The organism is Halobacteriovorax sp. RT-2-4 (assembly GCF_047085445.1).
In the GTDB taxonomy this organism is placed as follows: Bacteria; Bdellovibrionota; Bacteriovoracia; order Bacteriovoracales; family Bacteriovoracaceae; genus Halobacteriovorax_A.
On the sequence record NZ_JBKIXY010000002.1, the window covers coordinates 568986 to 591543 of the forward strand.

Here is a 22558-nt window from a genome sequence, read left to right on the forward strand (position 1 = left end):
AGGTTCCTGGCCAGATTCTAATTGCTAGCGCAACTCCGGCGACTTGAAAATAGGACACTCTTGTTCTATTCATCATGTACTTTATGAATAATAAATCCGAGAATTAAAATAGTGAATACAACTGAAGCTATTGTTGAACTATATAATATAAAAATAAGGGATTCATATTTTATCTTTTGTGGATCATTTAATTGGCTTAATAAGTAATGAGCTAAACCATAAACTGTTGGTGACATAAGAAAAAGACTCAACCTCTTAAATACTCCAGGTAGTTCTTTTATTTTTTTTATCCAATTATTTTCTTGAGGCAAGTTACTTAAAATAAACCCTGCAGCAAGCGTAGATATAGACCAGGAGACAGTAAAGCTCGTGTCATTAAATTTAAATTTAGTAGGTAAACTAGTCCAGAACCAAAGGACAATACTTAATAGTAAGGGTGAGAAATATGTTAATGTATTCCAAAATTTTTTCATTATTCTTGGTCCTCAAACAATTCTAGCAAATACTCTTCAACTCCAGCAAGTACAGTTGTGTCATCTAGTCCAGTCAATGACACTACTTTATGGTGTAAATTATTAATTAGATCAATTGGCTTGGATTTTCTATTGTTTACAACTTTCTTTCCTGAAAACTTCTGAATTGAACTTTCGTATTTGTCTATAAAATTAACAAAGTCTGAAGTCATCTCTGGTAAAAAAGCCTGTCCTCGCTTAGCTTTCACAGCTATTGATACTACAAGGTTTTTATCTTTCTTAAACATATCTCTAATATCTGAATCAAAAAATGATTCATTTTCACTCAACACTTCAGAGGACAATGCAAATTCTACCATACCAACTGCTCCTCCACTAAAAAAACTTGAGGGAGTATCACCAGTTAAATAAGGTTCAACTTTTATCGACTTGAATCCCCTTGTACCTTTCTGAGACCATTTATGAGCCCAGCTTGTAAAAAAATCGGATAGCTTTTTGTCATAACCAGTCCCCTTCCTTTCTATTACAACAATCCCCTCCTCTGGTAAGACTCCCATTCTCCATCTTTGAAATTTAAATATCAATTTAGGAGAACCCCCTTCATCCTCACTATCTTCAACATTTGTTTCATCGTCTTCAAACTTTATTTCAGCACTTTCAATTTTACCAGTCATATCCATAATCTCAATTTGACGTGTAATATTCGTAGCCTCAACAAACAAACCTGTTAATACTGATGCCCCTTCCCTGTTTCTTAATGTCGCTTCAATTAAATTCTTAACTGTACTTCCAGGAGTTGGTGATAAGTTATCCCATGTTTCAATTGTATCCGCTGCAACTAACTCACTAAAGAAACTGGATGGTATTTGAGTACCATCTTCAAATCTTACTCTATATGCATAAAGTTCTAAATTAGTTGTTGTTAGTGCTGTAGTTGAATCTGACATTATTAATCCTTAATTACAATAATTGTTCTAGGTAGTTTTTCGTTGCCACGCATAGACCTATTTAAGTTTATGTTAACTATTATTCGACAATTTAAAGAAGAAAGTTGAACAAAATCATCAACTTGAGATAGATAAAAGTTTCAGGGACTAAGTGCTAGTTTTTACAGAGATGGTTTATCAAAGAGTGGTTCCTGGAACCTTTTCGGGATGCGCTCCAGCATCCCTCCTAAAGCAGAAAGTCCAAGAAATACACAAGTGGCATTGAGAGATAGAATTTTAGTTTTTCCATCGCTCCTGCTCCCTTTGTAATCAAATCAACGCCAAAAGGCACCTTCTTAAGCTCACGAGAGTGATTCATGCGAAGCTTAATATCATCACGTACGGCCTTTGCTAGCTCAGGATTATCGCGGCAGATGATAACCATCTCAGAATTTAAATTTGCCGAGCGAGGATCGATATTATAAGTTCCAACGATTGTGTGCTTACCATCAATAACAGCGCGCTTTGAATGGACGCCCCATTTGCTATGTTCATTGGAATTTAGAAGTTTATATGAATCATATGAGTTAGTTCCATTGTAGACAAAGGTCTTAAGCCCTAGATCATGAATCGTTCTAAGATTTAGTGCAAGTGCAGCTGCCGTATAATAGGCATCTGTGGAATATAAACTATTTGTAAGCACAGAGAATTCAACACCATTATCAATTGCACTCTTAATGAGATTGGCCCCATCAGTGCGTAGAACCAAATAAGGTGATTCTACAATGAATTCATTCTTTGCAGTTTGCACAAGCTTTTCTAGACGACGATAAACCTGACGATTGCTCACGAGCACACCAGGAGAATCTGTAATAAAAGTAATATCCTGACACTCAAACTTATTCTCATATGAAAGCTTACTCTTAAGACTTGCGAGATACTTCATCACCCTCGCACTCTCCTCTCCAACTCGAAAGAAATCACTCTCAAACTTTTCACTTGGAAGCTCAGGCACACTTGCATAATCTGACTCCCAGTAATTAAAGAAGCTCTGGCGAATATCTTTTACGACCTCTCCTTCAACCGTAATATCAAAATCGTGAAAGTTATAATGTTCGCCTAAATCAAAGTAGTCATTGGCAATATTGCGTCCACCAGTCATGGCAATCTTTCCATCAATGATTAAAAGCTTGCGATGGTTTCGATGTTGAACAGCAATGAAATTTGTATTTGAGATGGTATTGTAATAGCGAACCTCAATTCCCTTCTCTTTTAGAAAATTTGTATACTCTGGTGCAAGCTTAAAAACGGCGATAGAGAAGTCCACAAGAATGCGAACCTTCACTCCTCGCTCACTTGCCTTAATAAGTTCATTCGTCACAATCTTACTGGCTAGATCAAGATCATAAATAAAGAATTCAAGTTCAATTGATTCGTCCGCATTTTGAATCATCTCAATGCGTTTAATAAAACTATCAACACCGTAAGGTATAACTTCAATCTGATGAGGTGTCTTCATTCGTGAATAGATTGACTTAATATTAGAGACCACTTTAACTTCTTTATTATCCGTATAATAGATATAGGCCAAGAGTACGGCGTACATGGCGATAATAAGTAAGATGAAGCCCGTTATGATCTTTAGGCTTAGTTTGTAAACTTTATTCAACTTATATTTTCCTTCTCATTAACACCCCCTAAGAGGCTCAACGCTACTGTCTTTAATCCAGATATCTTTTATGACTTCACATTTATTCTCATTATCATCTCCACAAAGATCACTACCATAATCTATATTTAGCCATACTTGATTATCTATTATAGTAGTCTCTCTTAAATTATAACCAGAGCAGTGATTCTTCTTAGTATCAATTTTCACTACTTTCTTATCTCCGGCTTTTATATAATACTCTTTTAAACGAGGTATATATCCGAATTCATCCTCCCAACGAGTACTAAGTGCAATAAACTTGTTAAAGTATATAATATTAACCCATGACTCTTCATCGTCATACAAAACCTTAAACCATGAATCTTTTATTTCAAAAACTCTTAAAACGTAATTTTCATAATGAATCTCAATAGTATCAACCTTCTCAGAAGAGTAATTGTTATTTGTAATATATCCTTTTACTACGCTTTTCCAATTTGGGCTCTTCATCACAGGTACTGCTCTTTTAAAATCAACCATCGAACTCATGTCATAATGAGGTTCTAAATAACCCATAATTCCTGTCTTTACACTAGAGGCCTTCTCTACTTCTCCTTTAAAATTATTCAACTTACTTCTAGTACCTAAGTTATAGTTCTTAAAAAACTTATCACGATCTATTTTCTTATCTTAAATAATGGTTCCAGGTGCTTTTTAGTTAAATATAATTAAATGAAAGTCACTTGAAACACTGAGTAATACTAAAACCTATACTTTATCTTAGTTTTTTTATAGCTTCTTTCATTTTCTCCGCTGAAATTTCAATTTCCCCCCTCATAAAAGCCATAGACTTTTCTTCTTTATTGAATGATGTAAAGGCTTCAAATCGTCTGCTATAAGATTCTTTCAAGATCTCAACAGTATTAGGTTTACGAAAGTAATTCTCAACTTTCCTGGCTGCTTCTTCCAAATTATTGTGAAAAACGACCTTTAAACTAGGAGTAAATTTTCTTGTCTTAGGATCTGCAATAGAAAAATGTTCCTGAAACCCATCAATATAGCGATCAATAATGTTTAAATCAACAACAGAAATATTTTGACATATATACCCACTAGCGAGAGGCATATTTGTCACTACAATTGGAACTATTTTAAAATTAGAACTACAAGATAAACCAAAGTCTTTTATAAACGCTTCTCTATTTTCATTTACTACTTTAATCTTTCTATCAAGTTGCCTACAACCTCCTTCTAGAGTTTGTAAATAGTTATGCTTCTCAATAGCTTCACAAGCATATAAAATACATTTTAATTCACCTATAACTACAGTATCACCAATTTGCCATACTAAGTCTAATTCTTCGAAATTCTTATTTGTGTAATAAAAGTTTCTAGATCCAACAACTCTATTCTCTGACATATATTTTGAATTACTCAGACTACTTTTTATGAAGTCTACAACATAGATTTCAAATAAATCACCTCTTTTTCCAAGGTCTAGTCCTCCAATACTCATCCATTTTTCAATAAGCCTAATGTTATTATTATCTAAGATAGCAGGAATAATAAGACCGATACTGCCATTTCCAACATCTATAAAAGGAGTTAACCATATATCATCCTTGTGCTTTCCTTCGAAAAACAAGCTATCTACGAACTTCTTTACGCTTCGAACTGGTTTTGAGTACTTCTCTGCCAATCCCTTAATAAGAGAGTTTTTATTTATTCTAGGACAAAGGGTCAATAAGTCATCAATATCATTAATTATGATATTTTTATCAAGCTTATTAACGATAAGTTCAACTATACTTTGTATCCCTTGCCATAGACTCTGTAAGTCTCTAATACAAAGGCCTTCAAATTCATCTAATGGTTCAATAAGTAAATCTTGCCAGTAAATTGTTTCTGCCGCTAACGAGTGCCCCAAACCACGTGGGGGGAACTGTAATTCTTCGGGAGGAGTAATATTCCTTAAAGTAAATACTCCATTCTTCCTTTTTATACTTGAAAATTCTCTCTTTCTAATGATCTCTCTAAATTGTTTAGGAAGATCTTCCCACATCATAATATTACGTTGAATATTCTCTCCCAAAATAGCATAAAAGCGATGAAGTCCTACTGTATAAGACTTAAACCATTCAACATTTGAAGGAAAAAAATACGTACAGTCTTCATGTTCCTCATATAACCAACTTTCCCAAACCATATTATTCCATAGTGAATTATGTAAATTATACGACGCTGCTAAGTTACTTCTTTTACGAATAAAATCTAAAACATCCTTTGAGGAGGAATTCTTTGGTTTATTTTCAATTTTTAACACTTCAGATAATGTAAACTTCAAGGTTTCGACAATACCAGAAACAAATCCTTCTGCATCAACGGAGTGACCATCAATCCCAGTAGTTAAACGAGCTTCAATTGCTTTATTCGCGACATATGTATTATCATCAATCCGAGCATATTCTTGGACTTGTTTTTTTGCAATTATATAGTCCCTATTAACACTCCCTATAAATGCCATAATTAAATCCGAACGTGCATATTCTGGAACCATAACTTGAGAGAATTCATTTCTCAAAAAATTAAAATTTCCGTGGAACCATATTCCTGCCTTATAGAGAGACTCATCCTCACGAGAAGTATTTTCGCACCCCTCAAAACATTCTTTCCATTTTTTTAAACTGAATCCTACCTGATTAGGTTGCTTTACTTTATTTTTAATAACTAATTTTCGAAAAGACATTACCTAATTTTCCTTTTTTATGTGCTTATAATAATATTACCCTAGATGCTTTTTCGTTGATCTTGCAAAAAGAATGAAAAAACGAAACCTTTACTTTACTTTAATTTTATTGCACTTTATTTATTTTTCGTATTCTGCACTAACTGATAGACCTCATTAGCTTTAGATACATCAAAGAACCTAGGTACATTCCCTTGATTGAAACCAGAAAAGAAGTCCATTCCTGTATTATCATACATAGATGTCATCATATTAATATTTCCAAATGTTAGTGTTCCAATTCCATCGTTACGAATTGTTTTAGAAATAGTAGGAATCGTATCAATACTACTTGAAACAATGCTTCGACCAAAAAGTTTTTTTAAAATAATAACTCTCTTATTTGTAACGAAATAAAACGTTTTTGATTTAATAATTCGTTTCATAATAAATCGTCCGAACAAAATGTAGAATCCAACGACGACAAATGGAACTCCAAATAGTGGAAATACAGCTAAATTGAAATCCTTATTTTCTTGTGTAAAAAATGAGAGTAGAGCTGCTCCTTCCCAAACGAAGGCAAAGCCAGCCCAAAATATTGAAAATGGAACAAGAAACCAATCTTGATTTGTGAAAATTACTGATGGGTCCGGCTGGCCTTGCCATAATACTTCTTCCCCACTCATTAACTCATCCTGTATCTCTACACTTGTATACATATCTTCTCCTACATCAATTTATTTAAGTACTAATCGGCTAAAGTGAATTAACAAATAAACAAAATAAGGAACTTATGAATAAAACAAGTTATAGAATATAACTAACCGAAATGTTTATAGAGCTGTTTAGAGACCTAATTCTCCGACGCAATCTCGCGATTCGTCTTACACCAATCCACCTTCTTCTTCGTGCCGCCATCATAAGCATAGGCAAGGCCATTTTTAAGAAGATAGTATGACAGGGACTGGCCATCGATTTTCACATCGGCCACCACGCGAAAGTACTTACCTCTTTGCACATTCTCTAGATCAATGCGCTTGGCGTGCTTTAAAAGATTCGTCACAATCTTCTTCGCATCTCGCCCCTTGCTCTTCTCGCACGCATTCTTCGTTCGAATCTCCGGCGTATCCACCCCGCTCACTCGCACATTGATTCGACTTCCAATCAGCGGATGCACATTTGGAATATCAAATGTCACCGTGTCCGCGTCGTAGTTCTTCACATACTTTACGCAGCGAAAGTTCTTGGCGTCGTGGGTGCAGTCTGATGTTGCGAATGTTGTTAGTTGGAAAAGTGAGATGAGGAGTGTGAGGGTTATGTATTTCATACATAGCGTATCGGTTTATTTCAACTAATAGATTAATTTACAATATAAGAGTTCCCGTCAGTAACTTTTTGTAGAATGATCTGGCTTGGATAGCCTGCAGGATAACGTTTTGTTTGTTCTGTAGAGGTTACTTTGACATAAATTGCAAAGACTACAACAGCTATAACAAAAAGCCATTCTTTCTTAGAGCGTTTTTCACAACCCTTGAATTTAAATATATTCTTTAAACTCATTCATCTATTTTAACACAAGTTCAAACGTCAATAATCTTGAGGAGTTACATCTTTTATGTATAAACCTTGAGAAAAGGATCCTGATACCTTTTCGAGATGCCAAAGCTTCTCTTTGACGGCGCGTGGTTTATAACAGGACTCTCTTATACAATTAGTGGAGTCCATAAGCTTACAACTATCAGCTGGCAAAGCGGCGAGGCGCTCTATCACCTACTTGATAATCCTCTTGTTCGAAATAATATGCTCGTCGAAACTCTACTTGAAGTTCCTATGCCACTTCTAAAACTTGCCACGTGGTCAGTGCTTCTTCTTGAGATCCTGGCCATTGTCTTTGTGATGATTCCAAAGCTTAGAAAGTATCTAGGAATTCTGACTACTGTTAATTTCGCGGACTTAACTCTTGGAATGCTTGTCTTTCAACTCTTCATCTTTGATACGGATTGGCTCAAATCAAAGTCTAAACTAAGCGAGAAAATTACACTCTTCTACGATAGCGATTGTGGTGTTTGCAATGGCTTTATTCGCTTCATTATGGACAATAACTCAAAAGAGAATATCTACTTTGCACCACTTCAATCTGAGCTTGGTGAAAAGGTCATCCGCGAGCATGGCCTAGAGAATAAAGACACCATGATTGTGAAAAAAGAAGATGGTGTCTTGATTGAGTCACAGGCCGTGCTTGAAATTTTTAGAGAACTTGATTCATTTTATCCGATTGTTAGCTGGCTTAGGTTTATGCTTGGGTTTGTAAGAAATACTGGATATAGGATCTTTGCGAAGTATAGGCATCGTGTCTTTAAGATGGAGACGTGTGCTCTGTTGGGGGAACGAGAGAGAGGAAGGTTTTTGGGGTGAGGATTACTCACCCTAATTTATAAAAACGAGGGAAATACTAGATTATCCATAACAAACTTAAAGATTAGATATGCGCGTCACGGCGAGAAACAATTTACAACTAAAGTAACTTGATAATATCTGTGGGGCTTAATTCTTTCCATTCCTTTCTATTGAAAACATATGAGGTCGCATTTCCAACTGCTCCTCTTCTTGATACTATATGCTTCAAGGTACCTACAGAAGTTTTTGGTATATCCTGTAGTGCTTGGGGAAACTCTCTTTTAAAATCCAATAAATAATCTTCATCCAAATACTTAAGAGATTCTCTAGATGCTAGGTTCCGGTTCCATAAAAATTCCCTATAGTCTCCAAGTTCTTCATTATTTAAATATTCCTGTAAAGACCTTAACAGAGACCCCTCAACTAGCAATGACTCATATGTAGCTATTTCTTTTTGAACTTCATCATACAGCCCTGATTTCTTATATTTGTTCATTTTCTTCTGGATTTTTTTCACCATATGTTTTTTTAAGTATTTAGGCTTGAAGTAGTGATCGTCAGAAAAGTTTGTATTTACCAACAAAGACAAGCATATCTCCCCGTTATTAGTTAACTCATTGTTAATTTCATTCCACTTTCTCCCTGTTCTACTTCCTCCTGATCTTAAATCGTTATGCTGCATAAATCGAACAGAGAAATTATTTGTATGACCGATATACAACAGAGCATTATTCTGCCCTCCAATATCAGTAGAAACAGCACTGTGATAAATATAGTTTCCCACACATCGTAGTAACTTTTCACCTTTCTTAATTGGGAAAACGCCCTTTAAAAGTTCTGCTAACTCGATTCGATCTTCTAATCCGTATATGAATGTTAAGCCAACCGTAATAGGACGATCAGGAATATGTTGCGAATTCATTGATGTAGTATTCATAAAAAATCCCCCTTTTTGAAGTAATTCCAAAATTATGTTTTCGTTCGTTCAGAAATTGTAAACTTTTATTCGGTACGCAGTAATTACTTCTTAAGAGTTCTCTTTTCAAGATTGGTTCCAGGTGCTTTTTCTCTGACACCGCGTGAAAAACAAGCACTAGGATCCATTATTCGTTTACAGATCACTATTAATAAGACCTTTTTTCGATTCATCATTAAGCTTTGAATCAATTCTTTTTAATAGCTCGATAATCTCATTAATTCTTAACATCCAAGCCCCAAGCCATCGCGTGATAAGAATGACAAATACAGTAATTACAAGAAATATAATTAAAGCTGTTAATACTTCCATGTTTCTCCCTCAAATTGTTTAATTTTGATATAGAGATAATCGACAATAAGAGGAAAAAGTTGAACAAAATCAAAAACTTATGAAAACATTATAGTTCTAAAGGTAAGTACTTAAAATAACGAGTTTAAACTAAAGTTAGTGTTTAAACAGAAAAAGATTTAGCCACCCCTCATCATGATCTGGCTTCTTGTATTCAGTAACCCAATTCTTTGAGATCCTAAGACTCTCAAGAAGAAAGTCCCTAATGGTCTCAAATGTTTGATCATTGAAGAAGCGTCCGTTGCGCTCACCTTCAAACTCTCCGTACTTGAAAGAACAATAGAAAACAGCATCTTCATACATAAGATCTGCAATTTTTGAAAAGACATCCTTAAGTTCATTTGATGGCACATGCAAAAGAGAAGTGCATGCCCAGATGCCATCAAACTTTCCTCCAATACTCACGTCTTGAAGTAAGCCTTCATGTACGACACAACCACTATGCTCACGAGCAAAGCCTTCAAGCTTCGAGCTCGGCTCCACCTACTTTCACTTCATCAATTCTTGATCAGACTTATATTCTCCTATCCCATAACCATTAATCATTTTTCTCTTCAACAATAGTAAACTTCTCGAATGAACAAATTTTTGTCGGATTCTTTGAATATTGAGACCTCATTCCTGTCCCCCCTTCTACTTCACTCTCACCAACAACATCTTCCACAAAATCACTAATCGCAATACATAACCAATTCAAAAGCTTTCTATCTTTTTGGTTGTTTACATGCCTTACGAAAAGCCTGTAATTCAATCCTGTTAATTTTTCTATTTGCTGAAAGTCTCTAATTCTTGGAGTATCTAACCCAAACCCCTTTCTATTTACTTTTGGTAAATCCTTTTCTTTTATCTCAATCAACTCAATCGTACCATCATCAAGTATGCCTATTGCATCTATATCAGAAGGCTTCCCTTTTTTAATTGAGAATCCCAAAAAACCGTCAAAAACCAATCTCTCAACATACAACTGAATAAGATCACTTTTTTCATAATGATTTAAACTGGAAATTAGCATCCTCTGATAGTCGACCCCTATTGGAAAAGTATTCCTGCCTCTAACACTTACTTTTTCGAACTCAGAAATAAAAACTTCTAAATCATCACATACCTCAAAAAGATTCTCTTCATAATTGAAACTCATAACTTTAAAGGAAGGACATTTTAAACTAACCTTTTTGTCTTCAAAGATCATCACTTCTTTATCTTCAAAGGGCTCACTATATATCAACAAATACATTGTCTTAAAATTCAATTTCTTTAACTCTATATAAACTTTTTGATAATCTGATATATCTGCCATATTTGGAACACAAGTAAAGTAAATGGAGTTATTTAAAGATGACTCCGAGCTATCCAAAGATATTATATATCCACCAGACAGCACTTTACTGTAATATGTGCAGAGAATACTCTTAGAGTCTAATTCAGCTCTAAATCCAAGATATCGGGGCCTCAACTGTTTTTCACCAATAACATTATGAGAGACAAGCTCATGTAAGTCTGTTAGAATCCCCATTTTTTCTATTTCTCCTCGAATAATAAACTTTATTCTTTCTCGTTAGCACAGCGTAACTATGACTCAAGTTTTATTAATTATTATTCGTCAATACTCCTAAGAAGTTTAATAAAACTAACAGCTTAATAACGCCACAAACTTTTCTTCGTACATAATTGAATTTAATGAAAAAATATTATTCGGGTAAGGCAAAAAATAACATAAATGACCAAGCTAATGGCCATAGAGTCACCATTTATCATATTACACTAAAGTCTTTCTGAGCTTTTCTATAAGAACTAAATATAAAAACCAGATAAAGTAGAGATGAAGAATGTTTTTTTATATAATTCTAAAATTCCAAATAAAATCAAAAGATAAATATATAGGAACAAGTACACTCATCACTCTTTATGAATACACGACCTCTCAAGTAGACCTACTATTTGAACTTTTTGTAAAACAAATTGATGATAAATTTCATAGTCATAAAAACTGGAGTTTCTCACCTCTCCTACTGACAGTATTATTTTACAGCATTTTAAATGATCTTAAATTTCAAGTAGAATTCAATAGCGACGGTTATTCTTTACAAACTGATGCATGTCAAAACAAGCTTGATGAATATGTATAAGATTCAGAGGCACAAAGTATATCTATCCTTCATGACTAATTGATTCAACTAAGCAATGGGATAGAACCTGTTGAATATGATTTCATTGGAAAGATCGCTCTTGATGAAATAAAAAAAGAAATGATATCGATACTCCATATTTTTCAAAAATACATTTATTCATAGCCATTTGCAAGAAGAGGTAAAGGAGAGGTAAAGGAGAGCTAGCACAATTTTCAAACTTTCAAAGATAAAAGGTCTACTTACAGCATTCAACTAATCAAAAATCCTTAAAATATATGCTTTATGACTTGATGCAAGTTTATATTTAGTATTCATTAGAGAGTTCAATCCTCTTAGAATGCCCAGTCTAGTATGACCTTCAAATAGAACGACAGTTCTATCATTGGACCTTAAGTCAGTTTTTTCAAAGATCATAACCGGAACCATCCAAGTTCCATAGTTCTCCCAACTCTCAACAACACCGAAGCGGGATTTATTTATTTCTATCTTACCTTCTGCCATCTTACTAATATTCTCGACATAATCGCTAAACACACTACGAATATTCAATAGCTCGACAGTCGAAATATAATCGATTTCGACTTTTATCTTTGAAAAATCAACAGAGACAAACAAATCATAAATCTCATCATAAGGTGATATATTCCAAAAAAACTTTAAGATAGGTTCTGGTATATTAGGAAAAAGAATTTTCATTCTTATTAAGTAATCATCCTCAGGCTCTTTCTCATAATCAGTAAATATAGGATTTTTAAATCTATTCATTATATCTTGAAACAAGTTATCGTATAATTTGCTAGACTTCTCCTGAAAAGTCTCTTCTGTCAGTAATCAGAGAGTCCCAAAAGTTATTATTTGATCTCCAAGTAGAATATGGTCGACTATTTCCTTGATACATTCCTGAGTCAAATATAACTACTCCCTGCTCTACTAATGCAACCCATGTTTCATAATTTATTGCTTGACCGAATGCTATTGCAAAATATCCTTTACACTTATCATATTCACACTTAAACCAACCGAGTTGATTAAACTTGGCCTCAAGCTTTGCTTTAATTGATGAAGACTCCCAATGAGCCAAGACTAAGTCTTCAATTTGAAAATCTATTGGTACTATAAATTCTTTATTTTCTCTCTGATCTTCAGAATAAGAATATATAGCACGAATATGCTTTGACTCTGTGACAACCAATTTTTGACCAAACCGATTAAACTTGCCAATCTTCGGAGCAGGTTCACCTGACCATGAAACTCTCCCCTCTTTCTCTTCATTCGGCTTTCCAAAAACTTCTAAAAACTGATCTCTAGAAAAGGCCGTAGCCTTATTATTTCTAGACTTAAAGATATACCAATCAGCGCTCCAATCACCAAAGCTGGTCTTAGATCTTGTTTGATTTTTCATCTCATAGCCTAAAATATCAGCTTTGTTATCAGCGTTTGGCTCTATGCCCATTGCCCTTTCAAGCCAATGACCTTTACTACCGCAATGCTTACTATTCGCTTTTAAAGTATCCGGATGCTTACCTAATACATTATTTTTAAATATTTCAATAATTTTTTCTTTATTCTTACAATACAAAATACTTACTCCGATATGCTTTTTTATAAAGCTTATCGGAGCAACTGTATCAATATTTAAAGTTTATCTGAGAAAATTATTTAAATCATTTTTGCTTTTTCTAGAGTCTTGACCATATTAGCAGCTATTTTTTCAATTACTGGAGTAGCAACAGAATTTCCAAACTGCTTATACGCTTGCATATCAGAAACAGGAACTATGAAATCTTCAGGAAACCCTTGCAACCTAGCACATTCACGAGGAGTTAATTTACGCGGTATTTTATTTAAGTCACTTTGATCGACTAGTACTTCACTACCATCTTTATAATAACGGGCACTAATTGTATTTGTGTAAGATGATTCTTTATTAAAAAGACAGAATCCAAAACCATTTCCTTTCTTTTTATGTTCTTCTTTTCTTCTTAAATGACCACTCCACAGTTTTTCAGACAAAGTATATTTTTCATGAACATTTTTATTATCGAATAGAATATCTCCTACTTTTGGCTTGACCTTAACTGGTTCTGGATATGAAAAGTGTGCTTCGAAATCAAAACCTTCAGGTGCTTGATTTTTATCAAAACCTACAATATATACTCTCTCTCTATTTTGAGGAACACCATATTCATTTGCATTTAATACTTTATAAAAAACATGATAGTTTAATTTTTCAGATAAAGCCTTAAACGCATCATCAGACAACGATTCTCTTAGCTCCTTCAAATCTTCTTTTGATAATTCATTATTACCCTGAAGAACATTAAGAATAGTTTTTAAAGTCCTACCTTTATCATGCCCTTTCAGCTGTTTAACATTCTCTAGCAAGAAAGCCTTTGGTCTCTTTTCTACAAGAATTCTTTGAACATCGAAAAACAATGTTCCTCTAGGGTCTGAAAATCCTTTTTTCAAGCCTGCTTGAGAGAATGCTTGGCACGGAAAACCACCAAGTAGAATATCATGATCTGGGATACTACTCGAAGGTATTTTAGTAATATCACCATCTGGCCACTCACCAAAATTTGCATGATAAGTTTTCTGTGCGAACTTGTCCCACTCAGATGTAAAAACACATTTACCATTATTTTTCTGGAAGCCAAGTCTAATGCCTCCGACTCCTGCAAATAAGTCTATAAATTTAAATTTATATTCTTGATCTTCGGGCTGATAATAAGGCTTTCCTTCCGAAAGATTTTCAATTTTTTCGTGATATTCGTACGGAACTTCAAAAGCTCCCTCTTCCCATTCTTTTACAATTTTTTGCCCATCTTTTCCTAAGCCTAGGTAGTCTGAAATTTCTTTTCTTGTAAGTTTATATGTATCCCTATTCTTAGAAATTTGAACTCTAATTTCTTCCATTTGTGTGCCTCCATGAAGCTTTATTCTATAAAAATGTAATAATCATGGCTAGGACAACACACAGCAGAAAAACACAAAACTAAGTATTTATAAGTACTTGTATTTTTCATAATTTTTTTTTTCAATTTACCGATTAATAAATATGAAAATTTCTAAAAGAAACTTAATAGATAGCTTACATAAAGTACTGTGTACTTGTATCTCAAGAAGATCAGACTCAAAAGTTGAGAATAATGACTATTTCAAAAGAAGGGTACTTGGTTTTCGAGCAGAAATTGAACTTGAAGAGATTATTAACAATCATCCCAACTATGAATTTCTTGAAGGCGGACAATTTATAACAAAGAAAAGTAATGAAAAAGAGAATCAAGATATAATATATACTACAATATCTTATGATCCCTCTGACAAATATAAGGATATATACAAAATAATATGTAGATGGGATCAGGTGTCAAACTTATATTTTTTACAAATCAAAACAGATAACTTTTGGCGAAAAACTAACTTATCTACAAAAATAGATGGACTCATTAAGGAATCACAAATTTTAATGCCTGAATATAATATATTTAAGTATATTATAGAGGAAAATAAATTTGAAAGAATAGGAACGGACCTCTCCTCTTTAACAAGTAATTTTGAAAAATCACTAAAAACACCATCTCGTCATCCTCTTCGAAAAAGAGAACAGTTTGAGTACTTCAATGAATACTCAATTCAAGATATAAAAAAAATATATGCTAACAGATATTTCATTGATGTATTTCTTAGAGGATTCAGAAAAGAAGGACTAATTGATATCGATGGTTTTTTATCTTTTAATAAAAAATATAAGATTTTAGAAATAAAAGAGAAGTCTCCAATTAAAAATAAAAAAAATGAAAAAGATATTCTTTGTTGGGAGTACGGCTGGGACTCTAGAAGAGTGATGTGGTTCTATTATCTTAAAAATACTATAAAATTAGACATTCTATATTGTATAAGAAGAATTAATAATCGAGAGGATAGAATATTTGAAGATTGGGATTCAATTTCACTTGAGAACTTTTTACAAAGTGTAAACTGGTCGAAAAGTGTTAGTGGTGGAGGCGGGGAATCGACTCAAACAGTAAGTTATCAAAAGTTTTCACGTTTAATATTTTTAGAACCTAACAATTATCTCAATAAATAATACAGTAACCGCCCTCTCTCACTCGCATCCTGCTCGCTCGTCAGGGATGCTCGGCCTCAATTAGCATCATGCTAATTGCCGCGTTAACACCCCGAGCCACCTTCCATTCATACGATCTTCAAAATCCTGAGCTTTTGTGGACTTTATACCTTGAAAAAGACCTTTCCAGTTATCAAATACACAGGACAACTAAATCAAGATGTTCACGAGCTGCCATTAGTGATGCCATAAGACTTGTTGGAATCAAAAAAGAAGTTCGTAAACCTCCGATTCTAAGATTTGGATGGAAACAGACTCATTCCCCACAAGGATGAGCTGGCTACACTACAACTCATGCTCAAATTTCGCGCCGAAGGATGGGGATATGCAAATATCGCCAATTATTTAAATGATAAAAAACGATAAACCAGAACCAAAGGTAAATGGCATGGGCCTTCTGTCCGTGCCATAATCTTAAGAGAACTAAAAAAAGAGAAATAGCATGCGTGCAATAATAGTAAAATGTAGTTCCAAGTGCTTTTTCATTGACCTTGCGTAAAAGAAAAGCACCTAGAACCTTTATTTACTTAGAGTGTCTTAACTGTCTTAACCCTGTATAATCTAGAAATAAAGAATGGTCAGCCTTTCCAATATTTCCATCTGAATATGTTCGATGAGATGTACTTATTAAAATACAAGCTTCGATTGCTCTAGTAATACCTACGTAATGCAAGTTCAAGTCTTGAGACAAAGAATATTTATGCCCTTGAGTTCCTTGATAACCAGGAATTACATAGTTAACTAAATCACAATGTATGACTATTTTAAACTCTAACCCTTTAGACTTGTGTAATGTAAGTATCTGAGCTTCTGATTTACTAGCCGGGATAAATGCATTTAGCAGCTCTTCATCGTTCAAAACATCTTTTAGAAGTTTAATAACATTCTTATTTTCCTCAAGTGGCAATATCAATTTAGCTACATTAATAAATAGCTCTAACTTTTCTTTCAAATAAATACTCTCAGTAGTTTTTAATTCATCCAGAATTTGTGAAATAGCAGCAAGATCTCTTTTCTTAATATCCGCTATATGATCTAAGACAATATTACCTTTCGTCTCTCCAGTTAAAAACTTATAATAAAGAATATCTCTAAAAATATTAGCCCAAGGAGAAGAGTCTTTTTCCAATATGGTAGTTTTTAAATATTTATGCTTAATTCCTAAACTTTGAGAAACGGTACTAGCAGTTCGATCATTACGTACTAGAATTGCAACATCATTCAAATTTGAGAGATGAAACATTTTCATTACTTTATCTATATTTGAATCTATCCACTTTGCTATCTCTTTTTCAGCTCCATGAACATGCCGATGAAATACTCGGATCTCATTTGAAGGTGTTATATTCAAATTTGAAGAAATTAATTTTAAAGAGTAATCTGAAATTGACTTATGACACCTCATGTTTCTAGTTAAAGAAAAAACTTCAAAACTTTTATCTACTAACAAGCTTGCTAGATACTCAGAACCTTTACCTGCAAACCCATAAATTGATTGATTTACGTCTCCTACAGCGATTGAGCAAAGTCCTAATTTTTTTAGTTTTAAAAACATTTCGTGCTGATCCAATCCAGAGTCTTGATATTCATCTACGATAACATGACTATACCTCGCTTTCAGATACTTTTTGCATGCCTTTGACTTATCAAATACATAATTACCTAAAACTCCTACAGTCTCAATTAATACAATCCCATTTTTGAAAAGAAATTTAAGAACTTCGCTATATTCGTCAATTGAATATTTATCATTGTCAGAAATCTTTGAACATAGATCCTTAAATAAACTCTCCAACTCTTGGTCTAACTCAATCTCTAATTCATCTCTATATGAATAAATTTTCAATTCATCTTGTTCTTCCCAGAAGTGTGGCAAATAAGGAAATATAATTTCAGAAATAAAAAAAGAATCTATAGTTTTAAAAAATGATCTCTTTTTATCTGTACCATCACCAAGACACCGGTCTTTTAGCTCCTTACTGGCTTTATTTGTATATGAAATTGCGATAACTCCCTTGTAGCTCGGTAGATTATTTAAAACTCCTTTGATGATATGAGATAAAGTAAATGTTTTTCCACTCCCAGGATTGGCAGTAACAACTCTATGACCACTACAATCGATAATTAATTTCTGTTCTTCTGTAGGCTCTAAATTAATCATTTTTTTTCTGCTTGTTCCTTACATTTGATCAAAGGACGAGAAATTAACTCTCCTTCTAGTTCTTTAAGTATATCTATATTTTCAACTAAAAAACTGAACATATTAACACCCTTACTACTTTTCATTTTGTATACTAGCGACTCTTGTTCACAGTCATAGTATTCTAGTAAAGCACTCTGAATTGGACTATTTGCCAAATCGTCTTCCAGATCGACTTCAGCTAAATAAACTGAATATCCTTCCAATTCATCAGCCAATTTATTTAATTCATCTGTATCTTCTTTAGGTATCTCTTTTTCAGTATACCTTTTCTCTAGCAATGATTGATCTTCAAAGGGGTTTTCTTTAGTTAGATCGAAATACTCTTCTACAATTTTAATCCCTCTTGATAAACCAGAAAGCCAATACTCACCTTTATTATTCTTTACAATGTCATTATCTGTTCTAACAACAACTGGAATTTCAAATGATGAAAAAACGTCTATATAAGATTTAAAATCAACACCATTCACAGATAAAATACTAATACCCAATCGATCTATATCGATAGACAACGCTTTTGAAAGCGCTTTATAGAACAGTACTTCACTTGGCCCTTCAACTAACAAGACAGAATTTGCAAAGAATGCCTCCGCAGGTAATAAATTTAAGCGATAACTAAAATCTTCAAACGCTTGACTGATAATTTCCGAGCATCCTTCTGAGGCAGCTACGGAAGTATATTTCGTTCGTTTAAGTAACTTGATCATTGAGTTTGGAGAAAATTCACTAGCAATTTGTGGTGAATGAGAGGTAATAATAACTTGCCCATTTAGCTTTTGAGACAAGTAAAATGCTAGGTTTCTTTGATTATGAGGGTGTAAATGAGCCTCTGGTTCTTCAACACAATATATAGTCACTTCGTCCATATCGACTTTATCTTTCCTCGAACTCCACATGGATAAAAAAATTTGATTATTTCTACCATCTCCTCCGACATCAACTTTTTCCCCATTTGACTCTGAAACTAGATCTACTCCATCCACATACTCTTCTGGGTTTAAAGCACCTGAATCAAAACCTAAATTTACATCTTCATTGCTAGGGGTAAGATTGTTAAGCTCTGAATTGATATGACTCAGAGATTTTTTTATATATGACAAGTTTTTGACTTTGGTGTTAATCTCCTCCAAGGACAAAGAAATTTCATTTATCAAGCCTGCATCAGTATTTTTTTCTAGTTCTGTTCTATCTTCTTTAAACTCTTCAAATATTTTTCTTTTCTCTTTTTTCACATAGGATAGTAAGTTTCGAGAGCTCTGAACGTACTCTAGATTCAACGCTCTTAGATAATGCCTTCCCTTTTGCTCCTTTAAAGATTTAAGGTCTTTTCCAGCTTTAATAACGTAATCTTTTTTCCCTGAACTATCTCTTGTTGCAAAGTATCCTAGAACCAACTCACCATCATCTGTTATACTCCCCTTAAAAGCAGACAAAATGCAATCTTCAGTGATGTTTGAGATGTAAATAAGAATTCTTATCTCATTAGAACTTGATTCAACATTAAAGTCTGTATCCCTAGGCTCTATATCACCTGCACTTAAACTCTTATCAAGTAATATCCGTAAAGCATGAATCAAATTAGTTTTTCCAACATCATTTGGTCCAATCACAAGTGTTTTTTCATTAAACTTAATTGATACTTTTTTAAAATTTCTAAAATTCTGTAATCTCACTTTTTCTATAAACATTTATCATTCCATCTCATAAAAATTAAAAATCGCTATATCTAATCAATTTACTTCTTGCTTTAAACAATGGTTACAAGTGCTTTTTCATTGACACCGTGTAATCAAATTTAAAATCGTAATAACTATTAATCGACAATTGAATGAAGAAAATTGAACAAAACCAACAACTTAATAAAACAATATGTTTAGGAATAGAAGTATCTAGAAATACTGATAAATGGTTATTCATGTAACGAAGAAAAAGCTAAACAAATATATGATAAAATAGTTTTATGAAATTATTTTCGGAATTATTAGAAAGATACAGGCATTATATTATAGGTATATCTTTTATATTTCTTGGTCTTATTGCATACATTTTCTCATTAAGTAATGAAGTTAGATCTGCTCACATATTCATTGTAGCAATAGGATTAGGTAATATTTTTAAAGTAGAGATTATTAGAAAAACTTCTGTGTTCTTAGTTGTTTTTATAATGATCTATATTCCATATCTATACTTTCCAATGTTTCAACTAAATTATGAAACTTCGTTTACCACGTTAGAGCAAACTACCTACACAATACTTACCGAAACTATAGCAATAGCCTTCCTGTTACTGTTAAAAAATAAATATATAAAGCCAGAAAACAATTAGCCTATTAGAGAGTAAAAAAGATATCCTGCCACAATTTTGCCACATTTGAATGGAGTCATTAAGAGAGCTGGTCTCAGCCCATGCATCGCCGACGTTGTAACGTCGCGAATGCACAACGATAAAGCTGCGTCGTAACAAACAGCCGAAAGCCCTTTCCACACTTCCATTAGCGAACCGTCGTGCATAAATGCACTCCTCTCGGCATAGCTCAAATTTCCAAATGTTGGGGAGGTAGCGGCTCGTTAAAACTCCTTAGGAGTTTTAACGCGCGAGCGCTGGTGGAGGTGGTGGGAATCGAACCCACGTCCGAAATGACGTCTTGATAGCGGCCTACGTGCGTAGTCTTCATTTATCGTCAGAAGACAAGACTGTCCGTGATACGTGACCTCGGCGAACCCCGGTGAGTGATTAACGAGATGCCCCGGCAGGCTCGAAACCTAGTTAACCAGCAGATTCAACTGGATTGCTACATTCTGTTTCTTGGCAGTAGCGCCTCACAAGACTAATCCTAATTAATTAGGCAGCCATTGGCATTGCATAATCGTCTGCAATTAACGGTGGACTCCTTTTTACCAGGACCGTGGAGACCAACCTGGACACGCCCGGATACCTGTCAACCATCCCGTCGAAACCAGGGCACCCCCATTAGATTTTGACTTGCGGATATTTGGAACAAATATACGTAAGCGGCAGTATAGCACAGCATTTCAAAAGTGGAAAGAAAACGGTTCATCGTTTACGCAACGCTTCTGCGATTAGATTCACTTAGTGATTTAGCACCGCCAAAATCACCTCAAGCGCCTCAACCTGATCACTGAGCCCCATGGTCTCAAAGCTTGGAAGATGAACGAAGCCGGCCTTGGCGCGCATCTTTTTTTCTTCAATAATGTGGCGAATGCCATAGAAGACGTGATTGCACACGAAGCGTCCGCAGTCGCGAGAAATGGCCACGGGGATTTGCGCCGCAAGAAGGGCGTCTTCAATCTCCCCTATGGGAAGAGTGGAATCGAGGGTCGCAGCTGCTCCCTCAAAGATCACTTCGTTTACAGGGCAATTGCCTTCGTTGTCTGGGATGCTTGCATCATTTAGGTTGTGAGCGAGGACTTCGAGGTTTACTTCCTGGGCCTTTTCGTTAAGGCCAAAGCAGATGATATAGTCGGGATTTAAAAAGAAGGCCTCCTTCTTTAAGATGGCCAAGCTCTTTTCAAAAACTGTGGGTAGAATTAATTTGTGAACCTCAAGGTGGGAGAAGTTGGCCGTGGTTGCCTCCACCACTTCCCCACTAGGGTTAATGAGATTATTTCCAAAGGCATCAAAGCCTGTGATTAAAACTTTCTTTGCTCTCATATCATAAATCTCAGTATGCCACGTATTCTAACTTAAATCCCCACGCCTCTTCGTCAATATTTGTGCGTGGATAGATTGAGTTATTCTTTTCACTATACGAAGTCTCACAGCTTCCCTCACTCACCTCATCCATCGTCAGGAAGTTTGTGCGAATGACACTTCCATCCTTTGTCGATATAGCAAGTTCAGCTGCGCCGTAATGAAAGACTATTTCAGAATCTTTATAATTAATCTCAAGAAGGTTTTGCGTCACATACTTTTTGCCAAGGACCTTCACATCAGTGCGGTAAATAGAATACTGATCCATCACAAAGAAATTATCCGCAGATAGGATCATCTTGCGAAATGAATCTTCCTCTGTCGTGTAAGCACCATGGCACTTAAAAAGTGTATTAAGATCAAATTTTCCACCAAGGTTTTTTAGCACGACTTTGCCTTCTCGATTTCGAGTCATGGTATGCCCAAGATAGAGATAGGCCATACAATCACCATCAGTAGAGATCGCTCCGGTATAACTTGTGGTTAGACCTCCAGGGTGGCGTGACTTTAGAAGATCTGCTGAAAGGCCACAATCATAAACCTCATCTTTCATTTGATAATCTTGATAACAGACATCCACTTGATGCTTTAGGGCCTTTAAGTAGTTAAGCTTCTGGCCAACACTTGTGCGAAACTTGGCCTGGCCTTCGGCGTCTTCGGGATAAAATGTCTTTTGAAGCTCGGCCTTAAGATCACTTTTGTAAGTGTCTGCGATGGCCTCAAGATTTGAGCAGTTATTTGCGTAAGAGCTAAGACTTAAAATTGCGATTAGGATTAGTTTTTTCATAGGAATATCCTCCCAAATTCTGGTCCCATCGCCTAATAAAAACTTATGACATCTAATGACATATCAAGTACTTACCCTATCAATATATTCGAACAGATT

General features: G+C 34.5%; 22 protein-coding genes and 1 other RNA gene. 3 read left to right on the forward strand and 20 right to left on the reverse strand.

Annotation, left to right across the window (positions count from 1 at the left end; all coding sequences use genetic code 11):
* Nucleotides 1-65: 65 nt before the first annotated feature.
* The 8 genes from ACMAYL_RS13160 to ACMAYL_RS13195 form a co-directional block, all read right to left on the reverse strand.
* Nucleotides 66-473, reverse strand: coding sequence for a hypothetical protein (locus tag ACMAYL_RS13160; protein ID WP_412471211.1), 408 nt, complete (start codon nucleotides 471-473; stop codon nucleotides 66-68).
* A complete protein-coding gene (locus ACMAYL_RS13165; protein ID WP_412471212.1) occupies nucleotides 473-1420 on the reverse strand; it encodes a hypothetical protein in 948 nt (315 codons plus the stop codon). The genes ACMAYL_RS13160 and ACMAYL_RS13165 overlap by 1 nt, the downstream gene beginning before the upstream one ends.
* 226 nt (nucleotides 1421-1646) lie before the next feature.
* Nucleotides 1647-3068, reverse strand: coding sequence for a phospholipase D-like domain-containing protein (locus ACMAYL_RS13170; protein ID WP_412471213.1), 1422 nt, complete (start codon nucleotides 3066-3068; stop codon nucleotides 1647-1649).
* 18 nt (nucleotides 3069-3086) lie between these two features.
* The gene (locus ACMAYL_RS13175) at nucleotides 3087-3680 is read right to left on the reverse strand and encodes a hypothetical protein (RefSeq protein WP_412471214.1); all 594 of its coding nucleotides are present in this window, start codon (nucleotides 3678-3680) and stop codon (nucleotides 3087-3089) included.
* Between the two features lie 145 nt (nucleotides 3681-3825).
* A complete protein-coding gene (locus ACMAYL_RS13180; protein WP_412471215.1) occupies nucleotides 3826-5796 on the reverse strand; it encodes a hypothetical protein in 1971 nt (656 codons plus the stop codon).
* A gap of 116 nt (nucleotides 5797-5912) precedes the next feature.
* Nucleotides 5913-6494, reverse strand: a complete 582-nt coding sequence (locus ACMAYL_RS13185) for a hypothetical protein (protein ID WP_412471216.1) — start codon at nucleotides 6492-6494, stop codon at nucleotides 5913-5915.
* Nucleotides 6495-6628: 134 nt separating this feature from the next.
* Complete coding sequence (locus ACMAYL_RS13190) at nucleotides 6629-7102, reverse strand: thermonuclease family protein (protein WP_412471217.1); 474 nt, start codon at nucleotides 7100-7102, stop codon at nucleotides 6629-6631.
* Nucleotides 7103-7134: 32 nt separating this feature from the next.
* On the reverse strand, nucleotides 7135-7335 hold the full coding sequence (locus tag ACMAYL_RS13195; protein ID WP_412471218.1) for a hypothetical protein: 201 nt from the start codon (nucleotides 7333-7335) through the stop codon (nucleotides 7135-7137).
* A 96-nt stretch (nucleotides 7336-7431) separates the two neighbouring features.
* Between ACMAYL_RS13195 and ACMAYL_RS13200 the strand changes: the two genes are divergently transcribed.
* Nucleotides 7432-8190, forward strand: a complete 759-nt coding sequence (locus ACMAYL_RS13200) for a DCC1-like thiol-disulfide oxidoreductase family protein (protein ID WP_412471219.1) — start codon at nucleotides 7432-7434, stop codon at nucleotides 8188-8190.
* A 100-nt stretch (nucleotides 8191-8290) separates the two neighbouring features.
* Here the strand turns inward: ACMAYL_RS13200 and ACMAYL_RS13205 are convergent, their stop codons facing one another.
* The 4 genes from ACMAYL_RS13205 to ACMAYL_RS13220 all read right to left on the reverse strand — a co-directional run bounded on the left by ACMAYL_RS13205 (nucleotide 8291) and on the right by ACMAYL_RS13220 (nucleotide 11012).
* Nucleotides 8291-9109 (reverse strand): hypothetical protein, encoded by an 819-nt coding sequence (locus tag ACMAYL_RS13205; protein WP_412471220.1) that lies wholly within the window; start codon nucleotides 9107-9109, stop codon nucleotides 8291-8293.
* Nucleotides 9110-9283: 174 nt separating this feature from the next.
* Nucleotides 9284-9460: a hypothetical protein gene (locus ACMAYL_RS13210; protein WP_412471221.1), complete on the reverse strand. Its 177-nt coding sequence runs from the start codon at nucleotides 9458-9460 to the stop codon at nucleotides 9284-9286.
* A gap of 135 nt (nucleotides 9461-9595) precedes the next feature.
* A complete protein-coding gene (locus ACMAYL_RS13215; protein WP_412471222.1) occupies nucleotides 9596-9982 on the reverse strand; it encodes a hypothetical protein in 387 nt (128 codons plus the stop codon).
* Between the two features lie 55 nt (nucleotides 9983-10037).
* A complete protein-coding gene (locus ACMAYL_RS13220; RefSeq protein WP_412471223.1) occupies nucleotides 10038-11012 on the reverse strand; it encodes a hypothetical protein in 975 nt (324 codons plus the stop codon).
* 313 nt (nucleotides 11013-11325) lie between these two features.
* On the opposite strand from ACMAYL_RS13220, the gene ACMAYL_RS13225 reads away from it, so the two are divergent.
* Complete coding sequence (locus ACMAYL_RS13225; RefSeq protein ID WP_412471224.1) at nucleotides 11326-11625, forward strand: hypothetical protein; 300 nt, start codon at nucleotides 11326-11328, stop codon at nucleotides 11623-11625.
* A gap of 255 nt (nucleotides 11626-11880) precedes the next feature.
* Here ACMAYL_RS13225 and ACMAYL_RS13230 read toward each other — a convergent pair whose 3' ends face one another.
* The 3 genes from ACMAYL_RS13230 to ACMAYL_RS13240 all read right to left on the reverse strand — a co-directional run bounded on the left by ACMAYL_RS13230 (nucleotide 11881) and on the right by ACMAYL_RS13240 (nucleotide 14544).
* Nucleotides 11881-12393: a hypothetical protein gene (locus ACMAYL_RS13230; protein WP_412471225.1), complete on the reverse strand. Its 513-nt coding sequence runs from the start codon at nucleotides 12391-12393 to the stop codon at nucleotides 11881-11883.
* Nucleotides 12394-12424: 31 nt separating this feature from the next.
* Complete coding sequence (locus tag ACMAYL_RS13235) at nucleotides 12425-13207, reverse strand: LlaMI family restriction endonuclease (RefSeq protein ID WP_412471226.1); 783 nt, start codon at nucleotides 13205-13207, stop codon at nucleotides 12425-12427.
* Nucleotides 13208-13287: 80 nt separating this feature from the next.
* Nucleotides 13288-14544 carry a DNA cytosine methyltransferase gene (locus ACMAYL_RS13240; RefSeq protein ID WP_412471227.1) on the reverse strand — a complete coding sequence of 419 codons (1257 nt, stop codon included), beginning with the start codon at nucleotides 14542-14544 and terminating at the stop codon, nucleotides 13288-13290.
* 142 nt (nucleotides 14545-14686) lie between these two features.
* Here ACMAYL_RS13240 and ACMAYL_RS13245 point away from each other — a divergent pair, with 142 nt between their 5' ends.
* Nucleotides 14687-15718: a hypothetical protein gene (locus ACMAYL_RS13245; protein ID WP_412471228.1), complete on the forward strand. Its 1032-nt coding sequence runs from the start codon at nucleotides 14687-14689 to the stop codon at nucleotides 15716-15718.
* 562 nt (nucleotides 15719-16280) lie between these two features.
* Here ACMAYL_RS13245 and ACMAYL_RS13250 read toward each other — a convergent pair.
* From ACMAYL_RS13250 to ACMAYL_RS13270, 5 genes are all read right to left on the reverse strand, one after another.
* Nucleotides 16281-17918 carry a UvrD-helicase domain-containing protein gene (locus ACMAYL_RS13250; RefSeq protein ID WP_412471229.1) on the reverse strand — a complete coding sequence of 546 codons (1638 nt, stop codon included), beginning with the start codon at nucleotides 17916-17918 and terminating at the stop codon, nucleotides 16281-16283.
* Nucleotides 17915-19648 (reverse strand): ATP-dependent nuclease, encoded by a 1734-nt coding sequence (locus tag ACMAYL_RS13255; RefSeq protein ID WP_412471230.1) that lies wholly within the window; start codon nucleotides 19646-19648, stop codon nucleotides 17915-17917. Before ACMAYL_RS13255 ends, ACMAYL_RS13250 begins: the two co-directional genes overlap by 4 nt.
* Nucleotides 19649-20562: 914 nt before the next feature.
* Nucleotides 20563-20930, reverse strand: a transfer-messenger RNA (tmRNA) gene (ssrA, locus tag ACMAYL_RS13260).
* A gap of 121 nt (nucleotides 20931-21051) precedes the next feature.
* Nucleotides 21052-21633 (reverse strand): pyroglutamyl-peptidase I, encoded by a 582-nt coding sequence (locus ACMAYL_RS13265; RefSeq protein ID WP_412471231.1) that lies wholly within the window; start codon nucleotides 21631-21633, stop codon nucleotides 21052-21054.
* Nucleotides 21634-21643: 10 nt separating this feature from the next.
* Nucleotides 21644-22459 carry a hypothetical protein gene (locus ACMAYL_RS13270; protein ID WP_412471232.1) on the reverse strand — a complete coding sequence of 272 codons (816 nt, stop codon included), beginning with the start codon at nucleotides 22457-22459 and terminating at the stop codon, nucleotides 21644-21646.
* Nucleotides 22460-22558 lie beyond the last annotated feature (99 nt).

Coding starts and splice junctions, on each gene's coding strand:
- ACMAYL_RS13160 (WP_412471211.1), bottom strand. CDS start 473: ATGAAAAAATTTTGGAATACATTAACATATTTCTCACCCTTACTATTA.
- ACMAYL_RS13165 (WP_412471212.1), bottom strand. CDS start 1,420: ATGTCAGATTCAACTACAGCACTAACAACAACTAATTTAGAACTTTAT.
- ACMAYL_RS13180 (WP_412471215.1), bottom strand. CDS start 5,796: ATGTCTTTTCGAAAATTAGTTATTAAAAATAAAGTAAAGCAACCTAAT.
- ACMAYL_RS13185 (WP_412471216.1), bottom strand. CDS start 6,494: ATGTATACAAGTGTAGAGATACAGGATGAGTTAATGAGTGGGGAAGAA.
- ACMAYL_RS13190 (WP_412471217.1), bottom strand. CDS start 7,102: ATGAAATACATAACCCTCACACTCCTCATCTCACTTTTCCAACTAACA.
- ACMAYL_RS13195 (WP_412471218.1), bottom strand. CDS start 7,335: ATGAGTTTAAAGAATATATTTAAATTCAAGGGTTGTGAAAAACGCTCT.
- ACMAYL_RS13200 (WP_412471219.1), top strand. CDS start 7,432: ATGCCAAAGCTTCTCTTTGACGGCGCGTGGTTTATAACAGGACTCTCT.
- ACMAYL_RS13205 (WP_412471220.1), bottom strand. CDS start 9,109: ATGAATACTACATCAATGAATTCGCAACATATTCCTGATCGTCCTATT.
- ACMAYL_RS13210 (WP_412471221.1), bottom strand. CDS start 9,460: ATGGAAGTATTAACAGCTTTAATTATATTTCTTGTAATTACTGTATTT.
- ACMAYL_RS13220 (WP_412471223.1), bottom strand. CDS start 11,012: ATGGGGATTCTAACAGACTTACATGAGCTTGTCTCTCATAATGTTATT.
- ACMAYL_RS13225 (WP_412471224.1), top strand. CDS start 11,326: ATGTTTTTTTATATAATTCTAAAATTCCAAATAAAATCAAAAGATAAA.
- ACMAYL_RS13230 (WP_412471225.1), bottom strand. CDS start 12,393: ATGAATAGATTTAAAAATCCTATATTTACTGATTATGAGAAAGAGCCT.
- ACMAYL_RS13240 (WP_412471227.1), bottom strand. CDS start 14,544: ATGGAAGAAATTAGAGTTCAAATTTCTAAGAATAGGGATACATATAAA.
- ACMAYL_RS13245 (WP_412471228.1), top strand. CDS start 14,687: ATGAAAATTTCTAAAAGAAACTTAATAGATAGCTTACATAAAGTACTG.
- ACMAYL_RS13250 (WP_412471229.1), bottom strand. CDS start 17,918: ATGATTAATTTAGAGCCTACAGAAGAACAGAAATTAATTATCGATTGT.
- ACMAYL_RS13255 (WP_412471230.1), bottom strand. CDS start 19,648: ATGTTTATAGAAAAAGTGAGATTACAGAATTTTAGAAATTTTAAAAAA.
- ACMAYL_RS13265 (WP_412471231.1), bottom strand. CDS start 21,633: ATGAGAGCAAAGAAAGTTTTAATCACAGGCTTTGATGCCTTTGGAAAT.
- ACMAYL_RS13270 (WP_412471232.1), bottom strand. CDS start 22,459: ATGAAAAAACTAATCCTAATCGCAATTTTAAGTCTTAGCTCTTACGCA.